At 71.0% G+C, this 16126-nt stretch carries 17 protein-coding genes; 10 read left to right on the forward strand and 7 right to left on the reverse strand.

Annotated elements, in window-relative coordinates; genetic code table 11:
• Window positions 1-66: 66 nt before the first annotated feature.
• The 4 genes from ACIBF8_RS01545 to ACIBF8_RS01560 all read left to right on the forward strand — a co-directional run bounded on the left by ACIBF8_RS01545 (window position 67) and on the right by ACIBF8_RS01560 (window position 3317).
• Window positions 67-801 (forward strand): M50 family metallopeptidase, encoded by a 735-nt coding sequence (locus tag ACIBF8_RS01545; protein ID WP_396780373.1) that lies wholly within the window; start codon window positions 67-69, stop codon window positions 799-801.
• Window positions 802-917: 116 nt separating this feature from the next.
• Window positions 918-1901, forward strand: coding sequence for a ketopantoate reductase family protein (locus ACIBF8_RS01550; RefSeq protein WP_396780374.1), 984 nt, complete (start codon window positions 918-920; stop codon window positions 1899-1901).
• Window positions 1902-1963: 62 nt separating this feature from the next.
• Entirely contained in the window at window positions 1964-2464 is a 501-nt protein-coding gene (locus ACIBF8_RS01555; protein ID WP_396780375.1) for a SigE family RNA polymerase sigma factor, read from the forward strand.
• Window positions 2457-3317: a hypothetical protein gene (locus tag ACIBF8_RS01560; protein ID WP_396780376.1), complete on the forward strand. Its 861-nt coding sequence runs from the start codon at window positions 2457-2459 to the stop codon at window positions 3315-3317. Before ACIBF8_RS01555 ends, ACIBF8_RS01560 begins: the two co-directional genes overlap by 8 nt.
• A 107-nt stretch (window positions 3318-3424) precedes the next feature.
• Here ACIBF8_RS01560 and ACIBF8_RS01565 read toward each other — a convergent pair whose 3' ends face one another.
• Window positions 3425-5008, reverse strand: coding sequence for an acyl-CoA carboxylase subunit beta (locus ACIBF8_RS01565; RefSeq protein WP_396780377.1), 1584 nt, complete (start codon window positions 5006-5008; stop codon window positions 3425-3427).
• A gap of 84 nt (window positions 5009-5092) precedes the next feature.
• On the opposite strand from ACIBF8_RS01565, the gene ACIBF8_RS01570 reads away from it, so the two are divergent.
• Entirely contained in the window at window positions 5093-5968 is an 876-nt protein-coding gene (locus ACIBF8_RS01570) for a biotin--[acetyl-CoA-carboxylase] ligase (RefSeq protein ID WP_396780378.1), read from the forward strand.
• Window positions 5969-6068: 100 nt separating this feature from the next.
• Window positions 6069-6641: a PH domain-containing protein gene (locus ACIBF8_RS01575; RefSeq protein WP_396780379.1), complete on the forward strand. Its 573-nt coding sequence runs from the start codon at window positions 6069-6071 to the stop codon at window positions 6639-6641.
• Between the two features lie 45 nt (window positions 6642-6686).
• Here ACIBF8_RS01575 and ACIBF8_RS01580 read toward each other — a convergent pair whose 3' ends face one another.
• From ACIBF8_RS01580 to ACIBF8_RS01590, 3 genes are all read right to left on the reverse strand, one after another.
• Window positions 6687-7328: a MaoC/PaaZ C-terminal domain-containing protein gene (locus ACIBF8_RS01580; protein WP_396780380.1), complete on the reverse strand. Its 642-nt coding sequence runs from the start codon at window positions 7326-7328 to the stop codon at window positions 6687-6689.
• Window positions 7325-8032, reverse strand: coding sequence for a GtrA family protein (locus ACIBF8_RS01585; protein WP_396780381.1), 708 nt, complete (start codon window positions 8030-8032; stop codon window positions 7325-7327). The genes ACIBF8_RS01580 and ACIBF8_RS01585 overlap by 4 nt, the downstream gene beginning before the upstream one ends.
• Window positions 8033-8095: 63 nt before the next feature.
• A complete protein-coding gene (locus tag ACIBF8_RS01590) occupies window positions 8096-8632 on the reverse strand; it encodes a GtrA family protein (RefSeq protein WP_396780698.1) in 537 nt (178 codons plus the stop codon).
• Window positions 8633-9072: 440 nt separating this feature from the next.
• Between ACIBF8_RS01590 and ACIBF8_RS01595 the strand changes: the two genes are divergently transcribed.
• From ACIBF8_RS01595 to ACIBF8_RS01610, 4 genes are all read left to right on the forward strand, one after another.
• Entirely contained in the window at window positions 9073-10917 is a 1845-nt protein-coding gene (locus ACIBF8_RS01595; RefSeq protein ID WP_396780382.1) for a phosphoenolpyruvate carboxykinase (GTP), read from the forward strand.
• Window positions 10918-10954: 37 nt separating this feature from the next.
• Window positions 10955-11812, forward strand: a complete 858-nt coding sequence (locus ACIBF8_RS01600) for a hypothetical protein (protein WP_396780383.1) — start codon at window positions 10955-10957, stop codon at window positions 11810-11812.
• 383 nt (window positions 11813-12195) lie between these two features.
• Window positions 12196-13392, forward strand: a complete 1197-nt coding sequence (locus ACIBF8_RS01605) for an NAD(P)/FAD-dependent oxidoreductase (protein WP_396780384.1) — start codon at window positions 12196-12198, stop codon at window positions 13390-13392.
• A 31-nt stretch (window positions 13393-13423) separates the two neighbouring features.
• On the forward strand, window positions 13424-14194 hold the full coding sequence (locus tag ACIBF8_RS01610; protein WP_363609882.1) for an isoprenyl transferase: 771 nt from the start codon (window positions 13424-13426) through the stop codon (window positions 14192-14194).
• Between the two features lie 41 nt (window positions 14195-14235).
• On the opposite strand, the gene otsB is transcribed toward ACIBF8_RS01610, so the two are convergent.
• The 3 genes from otsB to ACIBF8_RS01625 all read right to left on the reverse strand — a co-directional run bounded on the left by otsB (window position 14236) and on the right by ACIBF8_RS01625 (window position 16087).
• On the reverse strand, window positions 14236-15060 hold the full coding sequence (gene otsB / locus ACIBF8_RS01615; RefSeq protein WP_396780385.1) for a trehalose-phosphatase: 825 nt from the start codon (window positions 15058-15060) through the stop codon (window positions 14236-14238).
• Window positions 15061-15127: 67 nt separating this feature from the next.
• On the reverse strand, window positions 15128-15481 hold the full coding sequence (locus ACIBF8_RS01620; RefSeq protein WP_396780386.1) for a hypothetical protein: 354 nt from the start codon (window positions 15479-15481) through the stop codon (window positions 15128-15130).
• A 162-nt stretch (window positions 15482-15643) separates the two neighbouring features.
• Window positions 15644-16087: an XRE family transcriptional regulator gene (locus ACIBF8_RS01625; protein ID WP_396780387.1), complete on the reverse strand. Its 444-nt coding sequence runs from the start codon at window positions 16085-16087 to the stop codon at window positions 15644-15646.
• Between the last annotated feature and the right edge of the window lie 39 nt (window positions 16088-16126).

The following is a 16126-nucleotide window of genomic DNA, read 5'->3' on the forward strand; positions in this document are numbered from 1 at the left end:
GTCTCGGGGAACCACGAGCCGGTGCGTCGGGAGCGACGCGGAATGCCGCCGGTAGGCTCGCGCCCCATGATGTCGATCGACGGGCTGACCGAGAAGTGGGACACACTGTTCGGCGCGCAGCCGGACCCGCCAGCGCTGCTGGTGCTGATCACCGGGGCCGTCGCGCTGGTGGTGGTCTCCACCCGGCTGCCGTGGCGGATCGCCCGTAACGCCATCACCATCGCGCACGAAGGCGGGCACGCTCTCGTCGCCCTGCTCACCGGCCGCAAGCTGCGCGGCATCCGGTTGCACTCGGACACCTCCGGGCTGACGCTCTCCGCCGGACGTCCCACCGGGCCGGGCATGATCCTCACCCTGTTCGCCGGCTACATCGCCCCGCCGCTGGTCGGGCTGGCCGGCGCCTGGCTGCTCGGCGGCAACCGGATCACCCTGCTGCTCTGGGTGGCGGTGGCGCTGCTGCTGGCCATGCTCGTCATGATCCGCAACGCCTTCGGCATGGTGTCGCTGCTCGTCACCGGTGCGCTGGTGTTCGCCGTCTCGTGGTACGCGACACCGCAGGTGCAGGCCGCGTTCGCGTACGTCGGCGTGTGGTTCCTGCTGCTCGGCGGGGTGCGGCCGGTGGTGGAGCTGCAACGGCTGCGCTCGCGGCGTCGGATGCCCGCGTCCGACGCCGATCAACTCGCCGGGCTCACCCCGTTCCCGGCGCTCTTCTGGGTGACGATATTCGCCCTGGTCAACCTGGCGGCGCTGATCGCCGGCGCGCTCCTGCTCGCCGGCCCGTTCCTCCCCGCGCCGTCCTAACCCTGTCTCTCTCGGTCGATCATGGAGTAGTGGTGGGCCACAAAAGCCACAGTGCCGCCGTAACCAGGCACCACAACTCCATGATCGACGGCGGGAGGGGCGGGCAGAATGGGGCCATGCGATACGTGATCATCGGAGCGGGTGCGGTTGGCGGGACCATCGGCGTACGGCTGGCCCAGGCCGACCGGGACGTGACCCTGGTGGCCCGCGGCGCCCACCTGGACGCGATCCGCGCGCGGGGTCTGACCCTGCGGCAGCCCGACGGCGAGGTCACCGCCCGGCTCGCGGCGGTGGACCGGCCCGCTGACCAGCCGCTGCCCGCCGACACCGTGCTGATCCTCACCGTGAAGTCGCAGGACACCGCCGCCGCATTGGCCGCCTGGGTGGACGCGCCGGTGGTCGGCGGCGGCACGGCGGGCGAACGTCTGCCGCTGGTGACCGCGCAGAACGGGGTGGCCAACGAACGGGCCGCGCTGCGGCTCTTCGCCGATGTGCACCCGGTCTGTGTCTGGCTGCCGGCCACCCACCTGGACCCGGGGGTGGTGGTCGCCAACGGGTACCCGCATCCGGGGATGCTCCACATCGGTCGGTATCCCGGCGGAGCCGACGACACCGACCGGGCGATCGCCGCCGATCTGAGCGCCGCCGGCTTCGTCGCCCCGGTCCGCACCGACGTGCTGCGCTGGAAGTACGGCAAGCTGCTCAGCAACCTCGGTAACGGCCTCCAGGCGTTGCTCGGTCAGGACATCCCGGACGGGTTGGTCGAGCGGGTACGCGCCGAGGGCGTCGCCGCGCTCGCCGCCGCCGGCATCGCACACACCTCGCCGGAGGAGGAGAAGGCCGAACGCGGCGACCTGGTCGGGCAGCGCCCGGTCGGCGGGGAGGCCCGCTCCGGCGGCTCCACCTGGCAGAGCCTTGCCCGAGGCACCGGCTCGACCGAGGTCGACCACCTGAACGGGGAGATCGCGCTGCTCGGTCGGCTGCACGGCGTACCGACGCCGGCCAACGTCGCGGTGCAGCGGGCCGTACGCCGGGCGGTCCGGGAGCGGATCGCGGCGGGCGCGTTCCCGCTCACCGAGTTGGAGAAGATGATCGTCTGACCGGGGCAACCGACGACCCCGCCCGGCGCGTGTTCCCAGCGACCGACACGGGGAGGTAGCGGGTGCCGGACGTCGACGGGTTCGACGAGTTCTACCGGGGCAGCCGGCAACGGCTGCTCGGGTTCGTCTACGCCCTCACCGGCGATCGGGGCGAGGCGCAGGACGCCGTGCAGGAGGCGTACATCCGGGCGTGGCAGCGCTGGTCGACGGTCAGCGCCTACGACGACCCGGAGGCGTGGGTACGGGTGGTGGCCAGCCGGATCGCGGTCAGCCGGTGGCGCAGCCTGCGTAGCCGGGCCCGCGCCTACCTGCGACACGGGGCCACCGAGACCGTTCCCGGGCCGGGCACCGACACCGTCGCGGTGGTCGCCGCTCTGCGCCGACTGCCCGAGGAGCAACGCGTCGCCATCGCCCTCTACTACCTGATGGGCATGCCGGTCGCCGAGGTCGCGCGGGAGACCGCGGCCCCGGTGGGCACGGTCAAGGCCCGCCTCTCCCGGGGGCGCGCCGCGCTCGCCGGCCTGCTCGCCGTCTCTGACCTGGAGGAGGCTACCGATGCGTGATGACCCGACGTTCGTCGACCAGATCCAGCGCGACCTGCGGGACGTGCGCTGGCTCGGCCCGGAGGAGATTCGCTCCCGGGCTCGTCGCCGCAGCCAGCGCAGGATTGTGGTGGCCACCGTCGTGCTGGCCCTCGCCGGAGTTTCCGCCGTGGCGGTCGCCGACCCGGGGGAGTCCCCGTCGCCGGCCCGGCCGGCCGCCGCGCCCTCGGCCTCGCCGGCCCGGCACGAGATCACCCTTGACGCCCTGTTGCAGCCGGCCGACCTGCCGCAGCAGGTCGATGTGCAGCTCAGCCAATCCGGGCTGGGCGAGCCGGTCCTGCTGGATCACATGCTCGGCGTCTGCCGGACGAGTCAGGGGCGCTCGGATGGCTGGCAGATGTCGATCCTTTCCCGTTCGCAGACCCTGGTGCCGAAGCGCGCTCCGGCGATCCTCAGCGAGTCGGATGGTCTGGTCACGCAGGATCTCTTCCGGCTGACTCCGGACGCGGCCGTCCAGCTTCTCGCGACGCTGGACGACCTGGTCGCCCCGTGCGCCGAGTGGACCAGCGTCGGCGGCTACGCGCTGGGGGGCGCAACGGGCACCGGGGCGGCGACGCACCGCTGGGCGGTGGTCCAGCGGGGCTTCGCCGGCGACGGGGCCGCCCTGCTGCGACACACTAGTTCGCAGCCCGTTGACCAGAAGACCGGCAAGCCCATCGGCAACGCACCCCGCCCGACCAGTACGGCCGTGGTCCGGGTGGGCGACCTGGTCACCGTGCTCAGTCTGGGACAGGGCGGCACCGAACAGGAACTGCCCCGCCTGGCGGCTGTCGCCGCGAGGCGGATGTGCGCCGCCGCCAACCCGGCCTGCTGACGCGTCCGCGGCGAAGATCCGCGCAGCATCAGGGTTGTTGCTGCCTCCACGCCTCCGCAGGCAGCGCTATCCCTGATGTTGCGCGGATCAAGAGACCCCGAGCGCGCTCACAGCGGGATGTTGCCGTGCTTCTTCGGCGGCAGGGTCTCCCGCTTGGTACGCAGGATGCGCAGCGCCCGGACGATCTGGGTGCGCGTCTCATGCGGGGGGATCACCGAGTCGATGTACCCGCGCTCGGCCGCCACGTACGGGTTGGCCAGGGTGTCCTCGTACTCGGCGATCTTCTCGGCCCGGACCGCGGCCGGGTCCTCGGCACCGGCCAGCTCCGAGCGGTAGAGGATGTTCACCGCGCCCTGCGCGCCCATCACCGCGATCTGCGCGGTCGGCCAGGCGAAGTTCAGGTCCGCGCCGAGGTGCTTGGAGCCCATCACGTCGTACGCCCCGCCGTACGCCTTGCGGGTGATCACAGTGACCTTGGGGACGGTCGCCTCGGCGTACGCGTAGATGAGCTTGGCGCCCCGGCGGATGATGCCGTCCCACTCCTGGCCGGTGCCGGGCAGGAAGCCGGGCACGTCCACAAAGGTCAGCACCGGGATGTTGAACGCATCGCAGGTGCGCACGAACCGGGCGGCCTTCTCCGAGGCGGCGATGTCCAGGGTGCCGGCGAAGTGCATCGGCTGGTTGGCGACCACGCCGACCGGCCGCCCCTCGACCCGGCCGTAGCCGACCACGATGTTCTGCGCGTAGAGCGGCTGGACCTCCAGGAACTCCCCGTCGTCGAGGACGTGCTCGATGACCGTGTGCATGTCGTACGGCTGGTTGGCCGAGTCCGGGATGAGGGTGTCCAACTCCCGGTCCTCGTCGCTGATCGCCAGCTCGGCGGGGGCCTCGACGACGACCGGCTCGTCGAGGTTGTTCGACGGCAGGTACGACAGCAGCGCCTTGACGTAGTCGACCGCGTCCTCCTCGTCGGTGGCGAGGTAGTGCGCGTTGCCGCTGCGGGAGTTGTGCGTACGCGCGCCGCCCAGCTCCTCCATGCCGACGTCCTCGCCGGTCACCGTCTTGATCACGTCCGGGCCGGTGATGAACATGTGCGAGGTCTGGTCGACCATCACGGTGAAGTCGGTGACGGCCGGGGAGTAGACCGCGCCGCCGGCACAGGGCCCCATCACCAGCGAGATCTGCGGGATGACGCCGGAGGCCCGCACGTTGCGGAAGAAGATCTCGCCGTACAGGCCGAGCGAGACGACACCCTCCTGGATGCGCGCGCCGCCGGAGTCGTTGATGCCGACCACCGGGCAGCCGATCTTCATGGCCAGGTCCATCACCTTGACGATCTTCTCGCCGAAGACCTCACCCAACGAGCCACCGAAGACCGTGAAGTCCTGCGCGAAGACGCACACCTGCCGGCCGTCCACCGTGCCGTAGCCGGTGACCACACCGTCGCCGTACGGGCGGTTGCGCTCCAGCCCGAAGGCCGTGGACCGGTGCCGGGCCAGCTCGTCGAGTTCGACGAAGGAGCCCTCGTCGAGCAGCATCTCGATCCGCTCGCGGGCGGTCTTCTTGCCGCGCGCGTGCTGCTTTTCGACGGCGCGGGCCGACCCGGCGTGCACCGCCTCGTCGACCCGGCGCTCCAGGTCCGCCAGCTTGCCCGCGGTGCTGTGGATGTTGGTCCCGGTCTCGGTAGTCACCCAGGGAATATAACGATGGTTCAGGTGGGTGCCGCTGTGCAGTACGCCTCAGTGTCGACCGGAGCACCGCCGTAGGCTGGCGGAATGTCGGGCTCCCCGTACACCGATCTGGACCGGCCGCCGCTGTCGGCGGCCCGGCTGCGCCGCGCGTTGGTCGCGCCGAACGGGCCGTGGGCCCGGTTGGAGTTGCTGGCCGAGACCGGCTCCACCAACGCCGACGTGGCCGAGGCGGCCCGGGTCGACGAGCCGGAGGGCCTGGTCGTGGTCGCCGAGCGGCAGACCGCGGGGCGTGGCCGGCGCGGTCGGGTCTGGCAGTCGCCGGCGCGGGCCGGCATCGCGACCAGCGTGCTGCTGCGGCCCGGCGAGGCCGTGCCGGACCGCGGCTGGCTGCCGGCGACACCCCCGGGGTACGGCTGGCTGCCGTTGCTCGCCGGCGTGGCGCTGGTCGAGGCGGTGGCCCGGCTGGCCGAGTTGGACGCCACCCTCAAATGGCCGAACGACCTGCTGATCGGCGACGCGAAATGCGCGGGCGTGCTGGCCGAGGCGGTGCCGGGACGCTCGCCGGACCAACCGCCGGCCATCGTGCTGGGCATCGGGCTCAACGTGACGCTGCGCGCCGACGAGCTGCCGGTGAATCCGACCGGGCTGCCGGCCACCTCGCTCCAGCTGTCCGGCGCGGTGGCCACCGATCGGGACCCGCTGCTGCGGGCGCTGCTGCGGGCGGTCGCCGACTGGTACGACCGCTGGCGCTCGGCGGGCGGCGACGCGGTGGCCAGCGGCCTGCGGGAGGCCTACCTGGCGGCCTGCGCGACGATCGGCCGCGAGGTGCGCGTCCTGCTCCCCAACGGCGAGTCGCTGACCGGCACCGCCACCGGCGTCGACCCGGACGGCCAGCTGCTGCTCGCCACCGCGACGGGGGACCGGACCCTGGCCGCCGGGGACGTCCTCCACCTTCGCTGACCCAAGATCACAAGAGCGGGTCGGGCCGCGTGGCGGATGTTGTGGTGGGGCTTGGGGGGTTTACCGTCTGCGCGTCGAGAAAATGGCGTTGGAGGTTCCCGTGGCGTTTCCTGAAGACGTGCTCACCGAGGACGAGCACGTCGTGCTGCACCTGCACCCACACTGGAAGGCACTGATCCGGCCGATCGTGGTGCTAGTGCTGGCCATCGCCGCGGTGGTGGTCGGTGTGCTGCTGTTGCCCGAGAGCGGTGGTGGTTCGATCGCGTTGGCCGTGATCGGGGCGATCGCCCTGATCGCGGTGCTCTGGCTGGGCCTGTGGCCGTTCCTGGTCTGGCGTACCACGCACTACCTGTTCACCAACGAGCGAGTGCTGCTCCAGCAGGGTGTCTTCTCCCGGGACCGGCGGGACCTTCCGCTCACCCGGGTCAACGACCACTCGATGAACCAGCGGTTCCTCGAGCGCCTGCTCGGCTGCGGGACGCTCACCATCGAGTCGGCCGGTGAGCGCGGTCAGTCGGTGCTCGCCGACGTGCCGAACGTCGGCAAGGTGCAGACCACCCTGTACGAGCTGGTCGAGGCACAGCACGACAAGCACTCGCTGGGCGATGGGGAAATGCGCGACATGCTCGCCGACATGCAGGACGGCAAGCCGCTGCGCGACACCACGGCCTGATCCAGGCCGCTGCGGACCCGCCCCTGCCGCACCTGCGGGGGCGGGTCAGTCGTGTGGTTGAGCGCTGGGCGGGGCGCTTGCGGGCCGCTCAGCCTCGGGCTGGTCACCTTCGGCCGGACCAGCTTTGGTGGCGTCGGCGTCGGCGTCGGCGTCGGCGTCGGTGGGGTCGGCGTCGGTGGCGTCGGCTTCGGTCGGGCGTACGGCGAACCAGCCGCGGAAACGGGTGCGCAGCACCTCCTGCTCGGGCCGGTCGTCCGGGCCGAGGCGGAGCATGGTGCCGGTGAGGCTCACGGTGCCGAGCCCGGGGCGGGCGGTCGACGGTCGGGCGCCCATCACGTCGACCCGGACCGCGAGTCGGTCGCCGGCCCGCACGGGGGCGAGCCAACGCAGCTCCTCCAGGCCGGGGGACGCGTCCGCGGCCGCGCGGGACAGCAGATGGTCGACGTACGCGCGCATGAACAGGCTGACCGTGTAGAAGCCGCTGGCGATCACTCCGCCGTGCCGGCTTGCTGCGGCCAGGTCGGGGTCGACGTGGTACCACTGCGGGTCGAAGCGGCGGGCGAAGGCGACCATCTCGTCGCCGTCCACGGTGACCACGCCGAGGTCGACGGTGAGCCCCGGGACAAGATCCTCGAAGAACAGCTCGGCCGGTCGCCCCGTGCCGGACCGGGTGTCGGGGGCCGTCACCGGCGGGGCGCGCGGCGGGTACTGACGTGCAACTCCGCGGCGAGTTCCGCGTCCAGGTCGGCGGCGGGGCTGACGCTCAGTCGCGTGGGTCGGCCCTGGATGGGTGCGCCGGGTGGCGAGTCGGGACGTTGGGTGGACTCCGACTCCTCCAGCTCGGACACGGATTCCGCCAACTCGGCGACCGGGTCCATCTCCGCCATGGTGTCCCACTCGTCGCGGGGAATGCTGTGCCAGGTGGGTTCGGGCTGCGCGGCCTCGTCCTCGGCCGGTGCGACGGGTTGGAAGACGAATGTCCGGTAGGACCAGAACCGGAACAGCGTGGCCAGCAGGACACCGACGGTCTTGGCCAGATTCAGCGCCAGCAGGCCGTGCACGCCGAGGCCGTATTTGGCCGCCGCCACGGCACCCAACTCAATGAGCAAGCCGGCGCCGTTGAAAAGGAAAAACAGCAGGTATTCCCGGCGAAGCGCCGATTTCGGGCGATCACTGTACGTCCAGTGCCGATTCATGAGGTACGACGTGATCGTGGCGACGATGGTCGCGATCACGGTTGCCTTCAACTGACCATTGACGAAAACGGTCAGTGCAAGGGCATTGAACACCGCGTAATTGATGACGGTGTTGATGCCGCCGACGATGCCGAACTTGAGCGCCTCGTGGATGAACTTCTGCCAGCGCTCAGGCAGCAGGCGGACAAGACGCATGCGAAACACCTTAAGACAGTCGGTGTGGCCGGCGATCACCGGCCGAACGAGGTGGGCGGCAGGTCACGCCCGGTGGTCACGGTCGGGATTCACCTGCGGAAGGGTTGGGGTTCCCGCTTCGACGAAGACGAACCGCCGGTACGACCAGAATCGGAACAGCGTGGCGAGTCCGGTGCCGACGATGTAGCTGGCGAGGTTGTCCGCCAGGCGCGTCTGGAACACAGCCGGCCAGATGGCTCCGAGCCCGTAGCGGCTGAGGGCGAGGCAGGCGACCGTGATGCCGAGGCCGACCGCGTTGAAGAAGAAGAAGAGCGCGTATTCGCGGGCCGCGTTGTTGCGCTGACGGTGCCGCCAGGTCCAGAACCGGTTGCCCACGAAGGCGACGGACGCGGCGATCACCGTGGAGATCGTCTTCGCCGTCAGCTCCTCGACGCCGTGCTTACTCGTCAAATAGTTGAAGAGCGCGAAGTCGATGAGGAAGGCGAAACCACCGACGGTGGCGAACTTGCTCATCTCGCGGAGGAGGTGACCGAAGCGGTCAAGCAGTCTGCCGACGAGACCCTGTCGAGTCTGCCGGGGACCCGGTTGTTCCCCGGTCATCGTGGCGGCCACGGGGGGAGCCTACCGGCTGCCGCCCAGTCAGCGGGGTAGCAACGGCAAGCGGGCGCGCTCTCCCCGAGAGAGCCCAGCGCCGTGTGCGTGGCCGCTGCACCGAGCGTAGCCAATTGGGAGGACTGAGGCGCTCCGGAACGGGAATCCCCGCACCGGTCGGCGGGGCAGGTCCACGGCTCGACCGCAACAGGCGTCCGCCGGAGCGCACAACAGAATTTGCGTGAAACTGCGCGGGAAAGCGGGTATCAGCTCGTGATGCCGCAGCGAAGCCGTAGCTTGTGCAGTTCTTCACAACCTGTCCCACTGACTCGGAAGGCTGCCCGGTTTACGCTGAGGCCAATCCCAGGTTTCCACGAAGGCGACGCATCGCGCCGCTGAGACTCGTGCATCCCATAGATCGGTCAGCGTCGACCACAAGGAGATGTGTCATGGTTGCTCCGGCTGTTGTGCGGGGTATCGATCAGGCCCCGACGTCCCATCCGAAACTGCTCGCCTGGGTCCGTGAGGTCGCGGAACTGACCACCCCCGATCGGGTCGTCTGGGTGGACGGATCCGACGAGGAGTGGCGTCGCCTCACCGATGAGCTGGTTGAGGCCGGCACGCTGGTCCGGCTCAACCCGGAGAAGAAGCCCAACTCGTTCTACGCGCGGACCGACCCGACGGACGTCGCCCGGGTCGAGGAGCGCACCTACATCTGTTCCGTCGACGAGGCGGACGCCGGCCCCACCAACAACTGGATGGCGCCGGCCGAGATGAAGCGGACGATGACGGATTTGTACCGGGGCTCGATGCGCGGTCGCACCATGTACGTCATTCCGTTCGTCATGGGTCCGGTCGAGGCCGAGTCCCCGATGTTCGGTGTCGAGATCACCGACAGCCCGTACGTGGTCGCCTCGATGCGGATCATGACGCGGATGGGCACCCGCGTCCTCGAGGCGATGGGTGACGACGCGGACTTCGTGCACGCGCTGCACTCCATCGGCGCCCCGCTCGCCCCCGGCCAGCAGGATGTCGCCTGGCCCTGCAACGACACCAAGTACATCTCGCACTTCCCGGAGACCCGGGAGATCTGGTCGTACGGCTCGGGTTACGGCGGCAACTCGCTGCTCGGCAAGAAGTGCTACTCGCTGCGGATCGCCAGCGTGATGGGCCGGGACGAGGGTTGGCTCGCCGAGCACATGCTGATCCTCAAGATCACCTCGCCGGAGGGTCGGGTCTACCACATCGCTGGCGCGTTCCCGTCGGCCTGCGGCAAGACCAACCTCGCCATGGTGGAGCCGACGATTCCCGGCTGGAAGGTCGAGACCATCGGCGACGACATCGCCTGGATGCGGTTCGGCCCGGACGGCCGCCTCTACGCGGTCAACCCCGAGTACGGCCTGTTCGGCGTCGCGCCCGGCACCGACTGGAAGACCAACGCCAACGCCATGCGCACCCTGGACCGGGGCAACTCCATCTTCACCAACGTCGGCCTCACCGACGATGGCGACATCTGGTGGGAGGGCATGGGTGAGCCGCCGGCGCACCTGATCGACTGGAAGGGCAATGACTGGACGCCGGAGAGCGACAGCCTCTCCTCCCACGCGAACAGCCGGTTCTGCACCCCGATCACCCAGTGCCCGATCCTCGCCGACGAGTACTTCGACCCCAACGGCGTACCGATCGACGCGATCCTCTTCGGCGGTCGCCGTAGGGATACCGTGCCGCTGGTGACCGAGGCCCGCGACTGGGTGCACGGCGTCTACATGGGCGCCACGCTCTCCTCGGAGACCACCGCGGCCGCGTCCGGCGCTGTCGGCGTGGTCCGACGGGACCCGATGGCGATGCTGCCGTTCATCGGCTACCACGCCGGGGACTACTTCCGGCACTGGATCGAGATGGGCAAGGGCGCCGACGGCGACGAGGCGAAGCTGCCGAAGATCTACTACGTCAACTGGTTCCGGAAGGACCCGGACGGCTCGTTCCTCTGGCCGGGCTTCGGGGAGAACTCCCGGGTGCTCAAGTGGGTCGTCGAGCGGATCGAGGGCACGGCCGACGCGGTGGAGACGCCGGTCGGCATGGTTCCCGCGTCGGACGCCCTGGACGTCGAGGGCCTGGACATGACCCCGGAGGACGTCCGGATCGCACTGAAGGTCGACCCGGACGAGTGGCGCAACGAGCTGCCGATGATCACCGAGTGGTTCGAGAAGTTCGGTGACAAGCTGCCCGGCGTGCTGTGGGCCGAGTTGGACGCCCTGCGCGCCCGCCTCGACGCCGCACAGCCACAGCGCTAGGTGTGAAGACCGCCCCCTGCGGGCATTGTCGGATCCCATGAGGACGGCCGCCGAGACCCAGGTCCGGCGGCCGTCCGCCGTCCGGGTGCTCACCATCCTGCTGGCCACGACGGCGGCGGCCACCGTCGTGGTCGAGCTGCTCAATTGGTGGTACGCCCCGGAGCAGGGCTTCGGGCTGGCCGTACGGACCGGCTGGGCCATGCTGCGCTCGTTCGGCTTCCTGCTGCTGATCGGGCACGTGCGGCGGGGTCGGACGGTGGCTCGCCCGTTCGGGCTGATCCTCGCGGTCACCACGATCTTCGCGGTCGGCCGGCTCATCGTGCCCCGGCAGGGGGTGCCGCCACTGCCCGGCCTGCTCGGTTTCGCGATCCTCACGGCGCTCTGTGCCGCGGTGGTCTGGCTGCTCTACCGTTCGTCGGCGTTAGCCGGGCACCTGGTCCGGCACCGTCCACGCCTCGTCATCGACCGGGACGGCATCTCCTGGCGGGAGACCCCTCCCCGCCGACCACAGGCTAGCGCCTGGTTGTTGACCAGCCGGGTGGCGGCCTTCACCTACAGCCCGCTGATGCTGGTGCCGGCCCTGGTGGCCGGGGGTTCGATTCTGGACGGTCGGCTGACCGCGGTGCCGGCCGTGCTGTTCTGGTTCGGCGCGGGCATCACGGCCAGCTACGGGGTGCTGTTCTGCACCGCGTTCCTGATGCGCGGCAAGGACTGGGCGCGCGGGCTGCTGGCCGTCGTCACGGTCGCCGTACTCGTGGTGGATCTGCCGCTGTGCTGGTGGCTGCTGGGCGTGGACGGCCTGGTCCGCGACGGCGCTCCGCTGCTCGCCGCCGCCGGGCTGGCCCTCTACGGCCTACGCCGCGCGGGCCGCGCCGAGGACCCCGTCCCGGCCTGACAGCGACTCGCTCCCGCGCCCGACGCGACGGCTGCCGCGCGGCTCGGATCCAGCATCACGTGGTCGGACCCTGTAGAGCTGCCCCAGATATGGACCGCGCCCGGGTCTGCGCCCGGGTCTGCGCCCGGGTCTGCGCCCGGTGGCCGTGTCCGTGTCCGGTATCCGCGCTCTTGCCCGTGCCCGTGCCCTGCGCCCTCGCCTGGGCGCCATGCCCCGGATATGGGGCAGGTCTACAGGTGCCGGAGAGATGTGTCGGCCCATCGAGGGCGGCGCGCTTCGACGACGATCGGGGATCTCGCGCCGTGCGGGTGCGGTCTGCGCGGGCGCTCAGGGGGCAGGATGGCGGGTGGCGTCGGTCACAACGGTCGGCGGGGGCGGCGCAGGTGGATCGTCGGGGCGGCGCACGAGCGGCCGCGTCGGGCGGAGGGAGGCGCGCGGTGGGCGACGAGTTCGACGTGGTGGTGGTGGGAGCGGGGCCGGCCGGGGCGGCCGCCGCGCTGACGGCGCGCCGGGCGGGTGCGAGCGTGTTGCTGCTGGATCGGGCCGACTTTCCCCGGGACAAGGCGTGCGGGGACGGGATCGCCGCGCACTCGGTGGACGTGCTCGCCGAGCTGGGGGTGACCGAGGCAGTGGCGGGTTACGCGCCGCTGCCGGCGTTGCGCATGATCGCGCCGGGTGGGGGTGCGGTGGCTCGGGCGCTGCCCCGGCCCGCGTACACCGTGCCCCGGGAGGTCTTCGACGCGCGGCTGGTGGCGGCCGCCGTGGCCGCCGGCGCGCAGCTGCGCCGACACACCGTGCGCCGGGTCGAGCCGCGCGCCGACCGGGTGGTGCTCGACGGGCAGTTGTCCGGGCGGGTGGTGATCGGTGCGGACGGTGCCGGCTCCGTGGTCCGTCGGGCACTCGGCCACCCGCAGAACCCCGACCGGCACCTCGCGCTGGCCATCCGCGGGTACGCCCCGGCTCTGCCCGGCCCGTCCGAGCAGCTCATCGTCACCTCGAAGGCGCGCTGGCCGGCGTACGCCTGGTCGTTTCCGATCGGGGACGGGCGGGCGAACGTCGGGTACGGGGAGGTGCTGCGTGGTGAGCCGCTGAGCCGCGCGTACCTGCTGGATCGGCTGGCCGCGCTGCTGCCCGGCACCGACCTGGCGACCGTGACCGGGCTGCGCGCCCATCACCTGCCGCTCTCCACCCACCGGCCGACGCCGGGGCTCGGGCGCACGCTGTTGGCCGGGGACGCGCTGTCACTGATCAATCCGTTCACCGGGGAGGGGATCTTCTACGCGCTGCTCTCCGGTGCGTTGGCTGGCTCGGCGGCGGCTCGGACGCCCGACGGCGCGGCCGTCCGCTACGCCCACGGGTTGCGCCGCCGCCTCGGCACCCACCTGCGGCACAGCTCGGTCGCGGCCTGGTTGGCGCGGCGGCGTCGGGTGGTGGACGCGGCGGTCCGGGCCGCCCGTCGGGACGACCGGGTGTTCTACGACGTGGTCGAGCTGGGATTGGGTGACGGACGCCTCACCGCCCGTACGCTGGCAATGATCGGCATCGGTCTGCGCGGCGGGGATGGGGCTCCGAGGCAGTGAACTGGCGGAAGGGTCGCTACGCTGCTAGGTGATGACGCTGCGGAACCTTATCTACTCCGTGTACGAGCGCCGGCTCACGGCGAAGCTCGCGGGTAAGCCGGTGCCCCGGCACGTCGGGGTGATGTGCGACGGTAACCGCCGATGGGCCAGGGAGATGGGCTTCGTCGACCCCAACGACGGGCACCGGGTCGGCGCCGCGAAGATCAAGCATGTCCTCGGCTGGTGTGACCAGGCCGGTGTCGGGCACGTGACCCTCTACCTGCTGGCCACCGACAACCTGCGCCGGCCGGCCAGTGAGCTGGACCCGCTCCTCAAGATCATTGAGGACTTGGCGGTGGAGCTGGCCGAGGAGGGCAACCCCTGGCGGCTGCGCATCGTCGGGGCGCTCGACCTGCTGCCGGCGCAGACCGCGGCGGCGCTCAAGGGTGCCGAGGAGCGCACCCGGGAGCGCACCGGCGGCGCGGAGGTGAACATCGCGGTGGGCTACGGCGGTCGCCGGGAGATCACCGACGCGGTCCGGTCGCTGCTGCTGGAGCACGCCGCCTCCGGCGGCACGCTCGAGGAGTTGGCCGAGGTGCTGGACGTCGAGCACATCGCCGAGCACCTCTACACCCGGGGCCAGCCCGACCCCGACCTGGTCATCCGCACCAGTGGCGAGCAGCGGCTGTCTGGCTTCATGCTCTGGCAGTCCGCGCACTCGGAGTTCTACTTCTGCGAACTCAACTGGCCGGATTTCCGGCACATCGACTTCCTGCGGGCGCTGCGCTCGTACGCCACCCGGCAACGCCGCTACGGCGCCTGACCCGGCGGCGACGCCCTCGGTCGCCGCTCGGGCAGGTTGAATTAGGGCAGGTGGGTCAGCGCCCGGGTGAGGAAATCGCCCAGGGCTGCCGGTGACTCGATGGTCAGATCGGCGGCGTTGGCCACCTCGTGGCCGGTCTCCGGGTTGGCCACCGCCACGCAGACGCCCAGGAAGTCCGGGTCGGCGGCGGCACGAGCGCGCAGCGCGGCGAAGGCCTTGATGTCGGAGACATCGTCGCCGAAGTACCAGGCGCCGGTGGCGCCCTTGATCGCCTCGCCGATCACCATGCCCTTGTCCCGGTCGACCGGCGGCTTGAGCTCCAGCACCATCCGCCCCGCCTGCGAACGCAACCCCAGCCGGTCGGCCTGCGCCTGCCCCCACTGCTGCACGGTCGAGCCGAGCTGCGGCGCGGTACGCCAGTGCAGCGCGACGGAGAGCCGCTTGTACTCCACCAGCGTGCCGGGCGGTAGCTCCGCCCGAGCCAGGTCGGCCAGCTCCGCCATGGTCGGCACCCAGGGCAGCGCGGCCGGTTCGGTGACGGTCTCCCCGCCGGAGTGGCTGTGCTCCAGCCCGTAGAGGCCGTAGAGGTCCACGCCAGCGAGCCCGCCGAGCTGGTCCCGGAGGAACTCGACGGGTCGGGCGGAGACGATCGCGACCCGCTGCACGATCGGGGCGAGCGCCTCGATCGCGGCCAACGCCGTGGGTGCCGGGCGTACCGCGGTCGGATCGTCGTCGACGGGCGCGAGCGTGCCGTCGAAGTCGAAGAAGAGCACGGTCCCGGCCGCCCGGCTGGCGGTTATCCGCCAGGCCTGGTCGGCGTTCAACGGGGTTCTCGGCTGCTGATTGCCCAGATTCAACGGCGGCACGCGCGTCAGCGTACCCCGGCGATCCAGGCTCATTCCTGGCCGAGCGACCCGGTTGTGCGGTAGGCGATCAGCGTTCGGCGGCTCCTCGTCCGCGCCGGCCGAACGGCACCACCGCGGCCTCCTGGCCGTGGCTCAACAGGTAGCCCTCCACGAACCCGGTGTTGCGATCGCCGGTGTGGTTCTCGATCTCGTTGAGCCGTGCGACCAGGAACTCGGTGAGCGCGCTGATCCGGTTGTTCAGACGCTCGTGCAGCTCGGCGACGACGGCCAGGACGACCGCGGTGCCGGCGGTGATGAGCGCAAAGAGGTTGACGAGCAGCGGAAGCTGCCCGCCGTTGACCACGAGGGTCACTGTGTTTCCGGTCGCCCACAGCGTCACCGACACCGTTGCGACCACGACTGCCAACCACTTCAGGGTCATGGACAGACCCCTCCTTCTGTCCCGCAGGGCTGGGTTCGGCCTTGTCCCGTCCCCCCGCCGATGACGAGCCCAAGCAGTACGAATAGGGACGCTAGCGTGCCCGTTCCAGCCCCGGAGGCAAACGAATGAACCTGACCAGGCGTTCTTTCGCTATCTGAGGAACTAGCCTGCCTGATTGCCCCTTTTTCGGACATCGACCGGCAACGTTGGGCGGTATGCGAGGTATCTGATGGTTTCGCGGATGTGGAACTTCTCCGCGTCCGACACCTGCGGATCGACCAGGCGGCGCAGCAGCGCCTCCACGTCGGGGTCCATCGGAGGGGTGGCCTGGCCGGTGCGTGGGCCGGCCGCGGTCCGGTCCCAGCCGAGCGCGGCGAAGGCGGCGGCCGGGTTCAAGCCCAGGCCCTCGCAGAAGGCGACCACCCGCTCGGCCTCCGGGTCGCTGGCCCAGTCGCCCCGGACCCAACGGTTGATGGTCTGCCGGGAGACGCCGGTGCGCCGAGAGACCTCGGTGCCGCTCCAGGCTCGGGTCGCCCGCGCCTCGTCCAGCGCCCGTCGGACGAAGGTGGCGAAGGCGATCTTCCGCGCATTGGCCGTCTCGGTCACCCCGTGACCGTACGGCCAGCCGGAGCTGGGTGCGTGCCC

Origin of the sequence: Micromonospora sp. NPDC050276 (genome assembly GCF_044459545.1) — a bacterium.
GTDB lineage: Bacteria > Actinomycetota > Actinomycetes > Mycobacteriales > Micromonosporaceae > Micromonospora.

Bases quoted from the DNA above. Each gene is read 5' to 3' on its own strand.
- ACIBF8_RS01545 (WP_396780373.1), top strand. From the start codon at position 67: ATGATGTCGATCGACGGGCTGACCGAGAAGTGGGACACACTGTTCGGC.
- ACIBF8_RS01550 (WP_396780374.1), top strand. From the start codon at position 918: ATGCGATACGTGATCATCGGAGCGGGTGCGGTTGGCGGGACCATCGGC.
- ACIBF8_RS01560 (WP_396780376.1), top strand. From the start codon at position 2,457: ATGCGTGATGACCCGACGTTCGTCGACCAGATCCAGCGCGACCTGCGG.
- ACIBF8_RS01570 (WP_396780378.1), top strand. From the start codon at position 5,093: ATGTCGGGCTCCCCGTACACCGATCTGGACCGGCCGCCGCTGTCGGCG.
- ACIBF8_RS01585 (WP_396780381.1), bottom strand. From the start codon at position 8,032: ATGCGTCTTGTCCGCCTGCTGCCTGAGCGCTGGCAGAAGTTCATCCAC.
- ACIBF8_RS01590 (WP_396780698.1), bottom strand. From the start codon at position 8,632: ATGACCGGGGAACAACCGGGTCCCCGGCAGACTCGACAGGGTCTCGTC.
- ACIBF8_RS01595 (WP_396780382.1), top strand. From the start codon at position 9,073: ATGGTTGCTCCGGCTGTTGTGCGGGGTATCGATCAGGCCCCGACGTCC.
- ACIBF8_RS01600 (WP_396780383.1), top strand. From the start codon at position 10,955: ATGAGGACGGCCGCCGAGACCCAGGTCCGGCGGCCGTCCGCCGTCCGG.
- ACIBF8_RS01610 (WP_363609882.1), top strand. From the start codon at position 13,424: ATGACGCTGCGGAACCTTATCTACTCCGTGTACGAGCGCCGGCTCACG.
- ACIBF8_RS01620 (WP_396780386.1), bottom strand. From the start codon at position 15,481: ATGACCCTGAAGTGGTTGGCAGTCGTGGTCGCAACGGTGTCGGTGACG.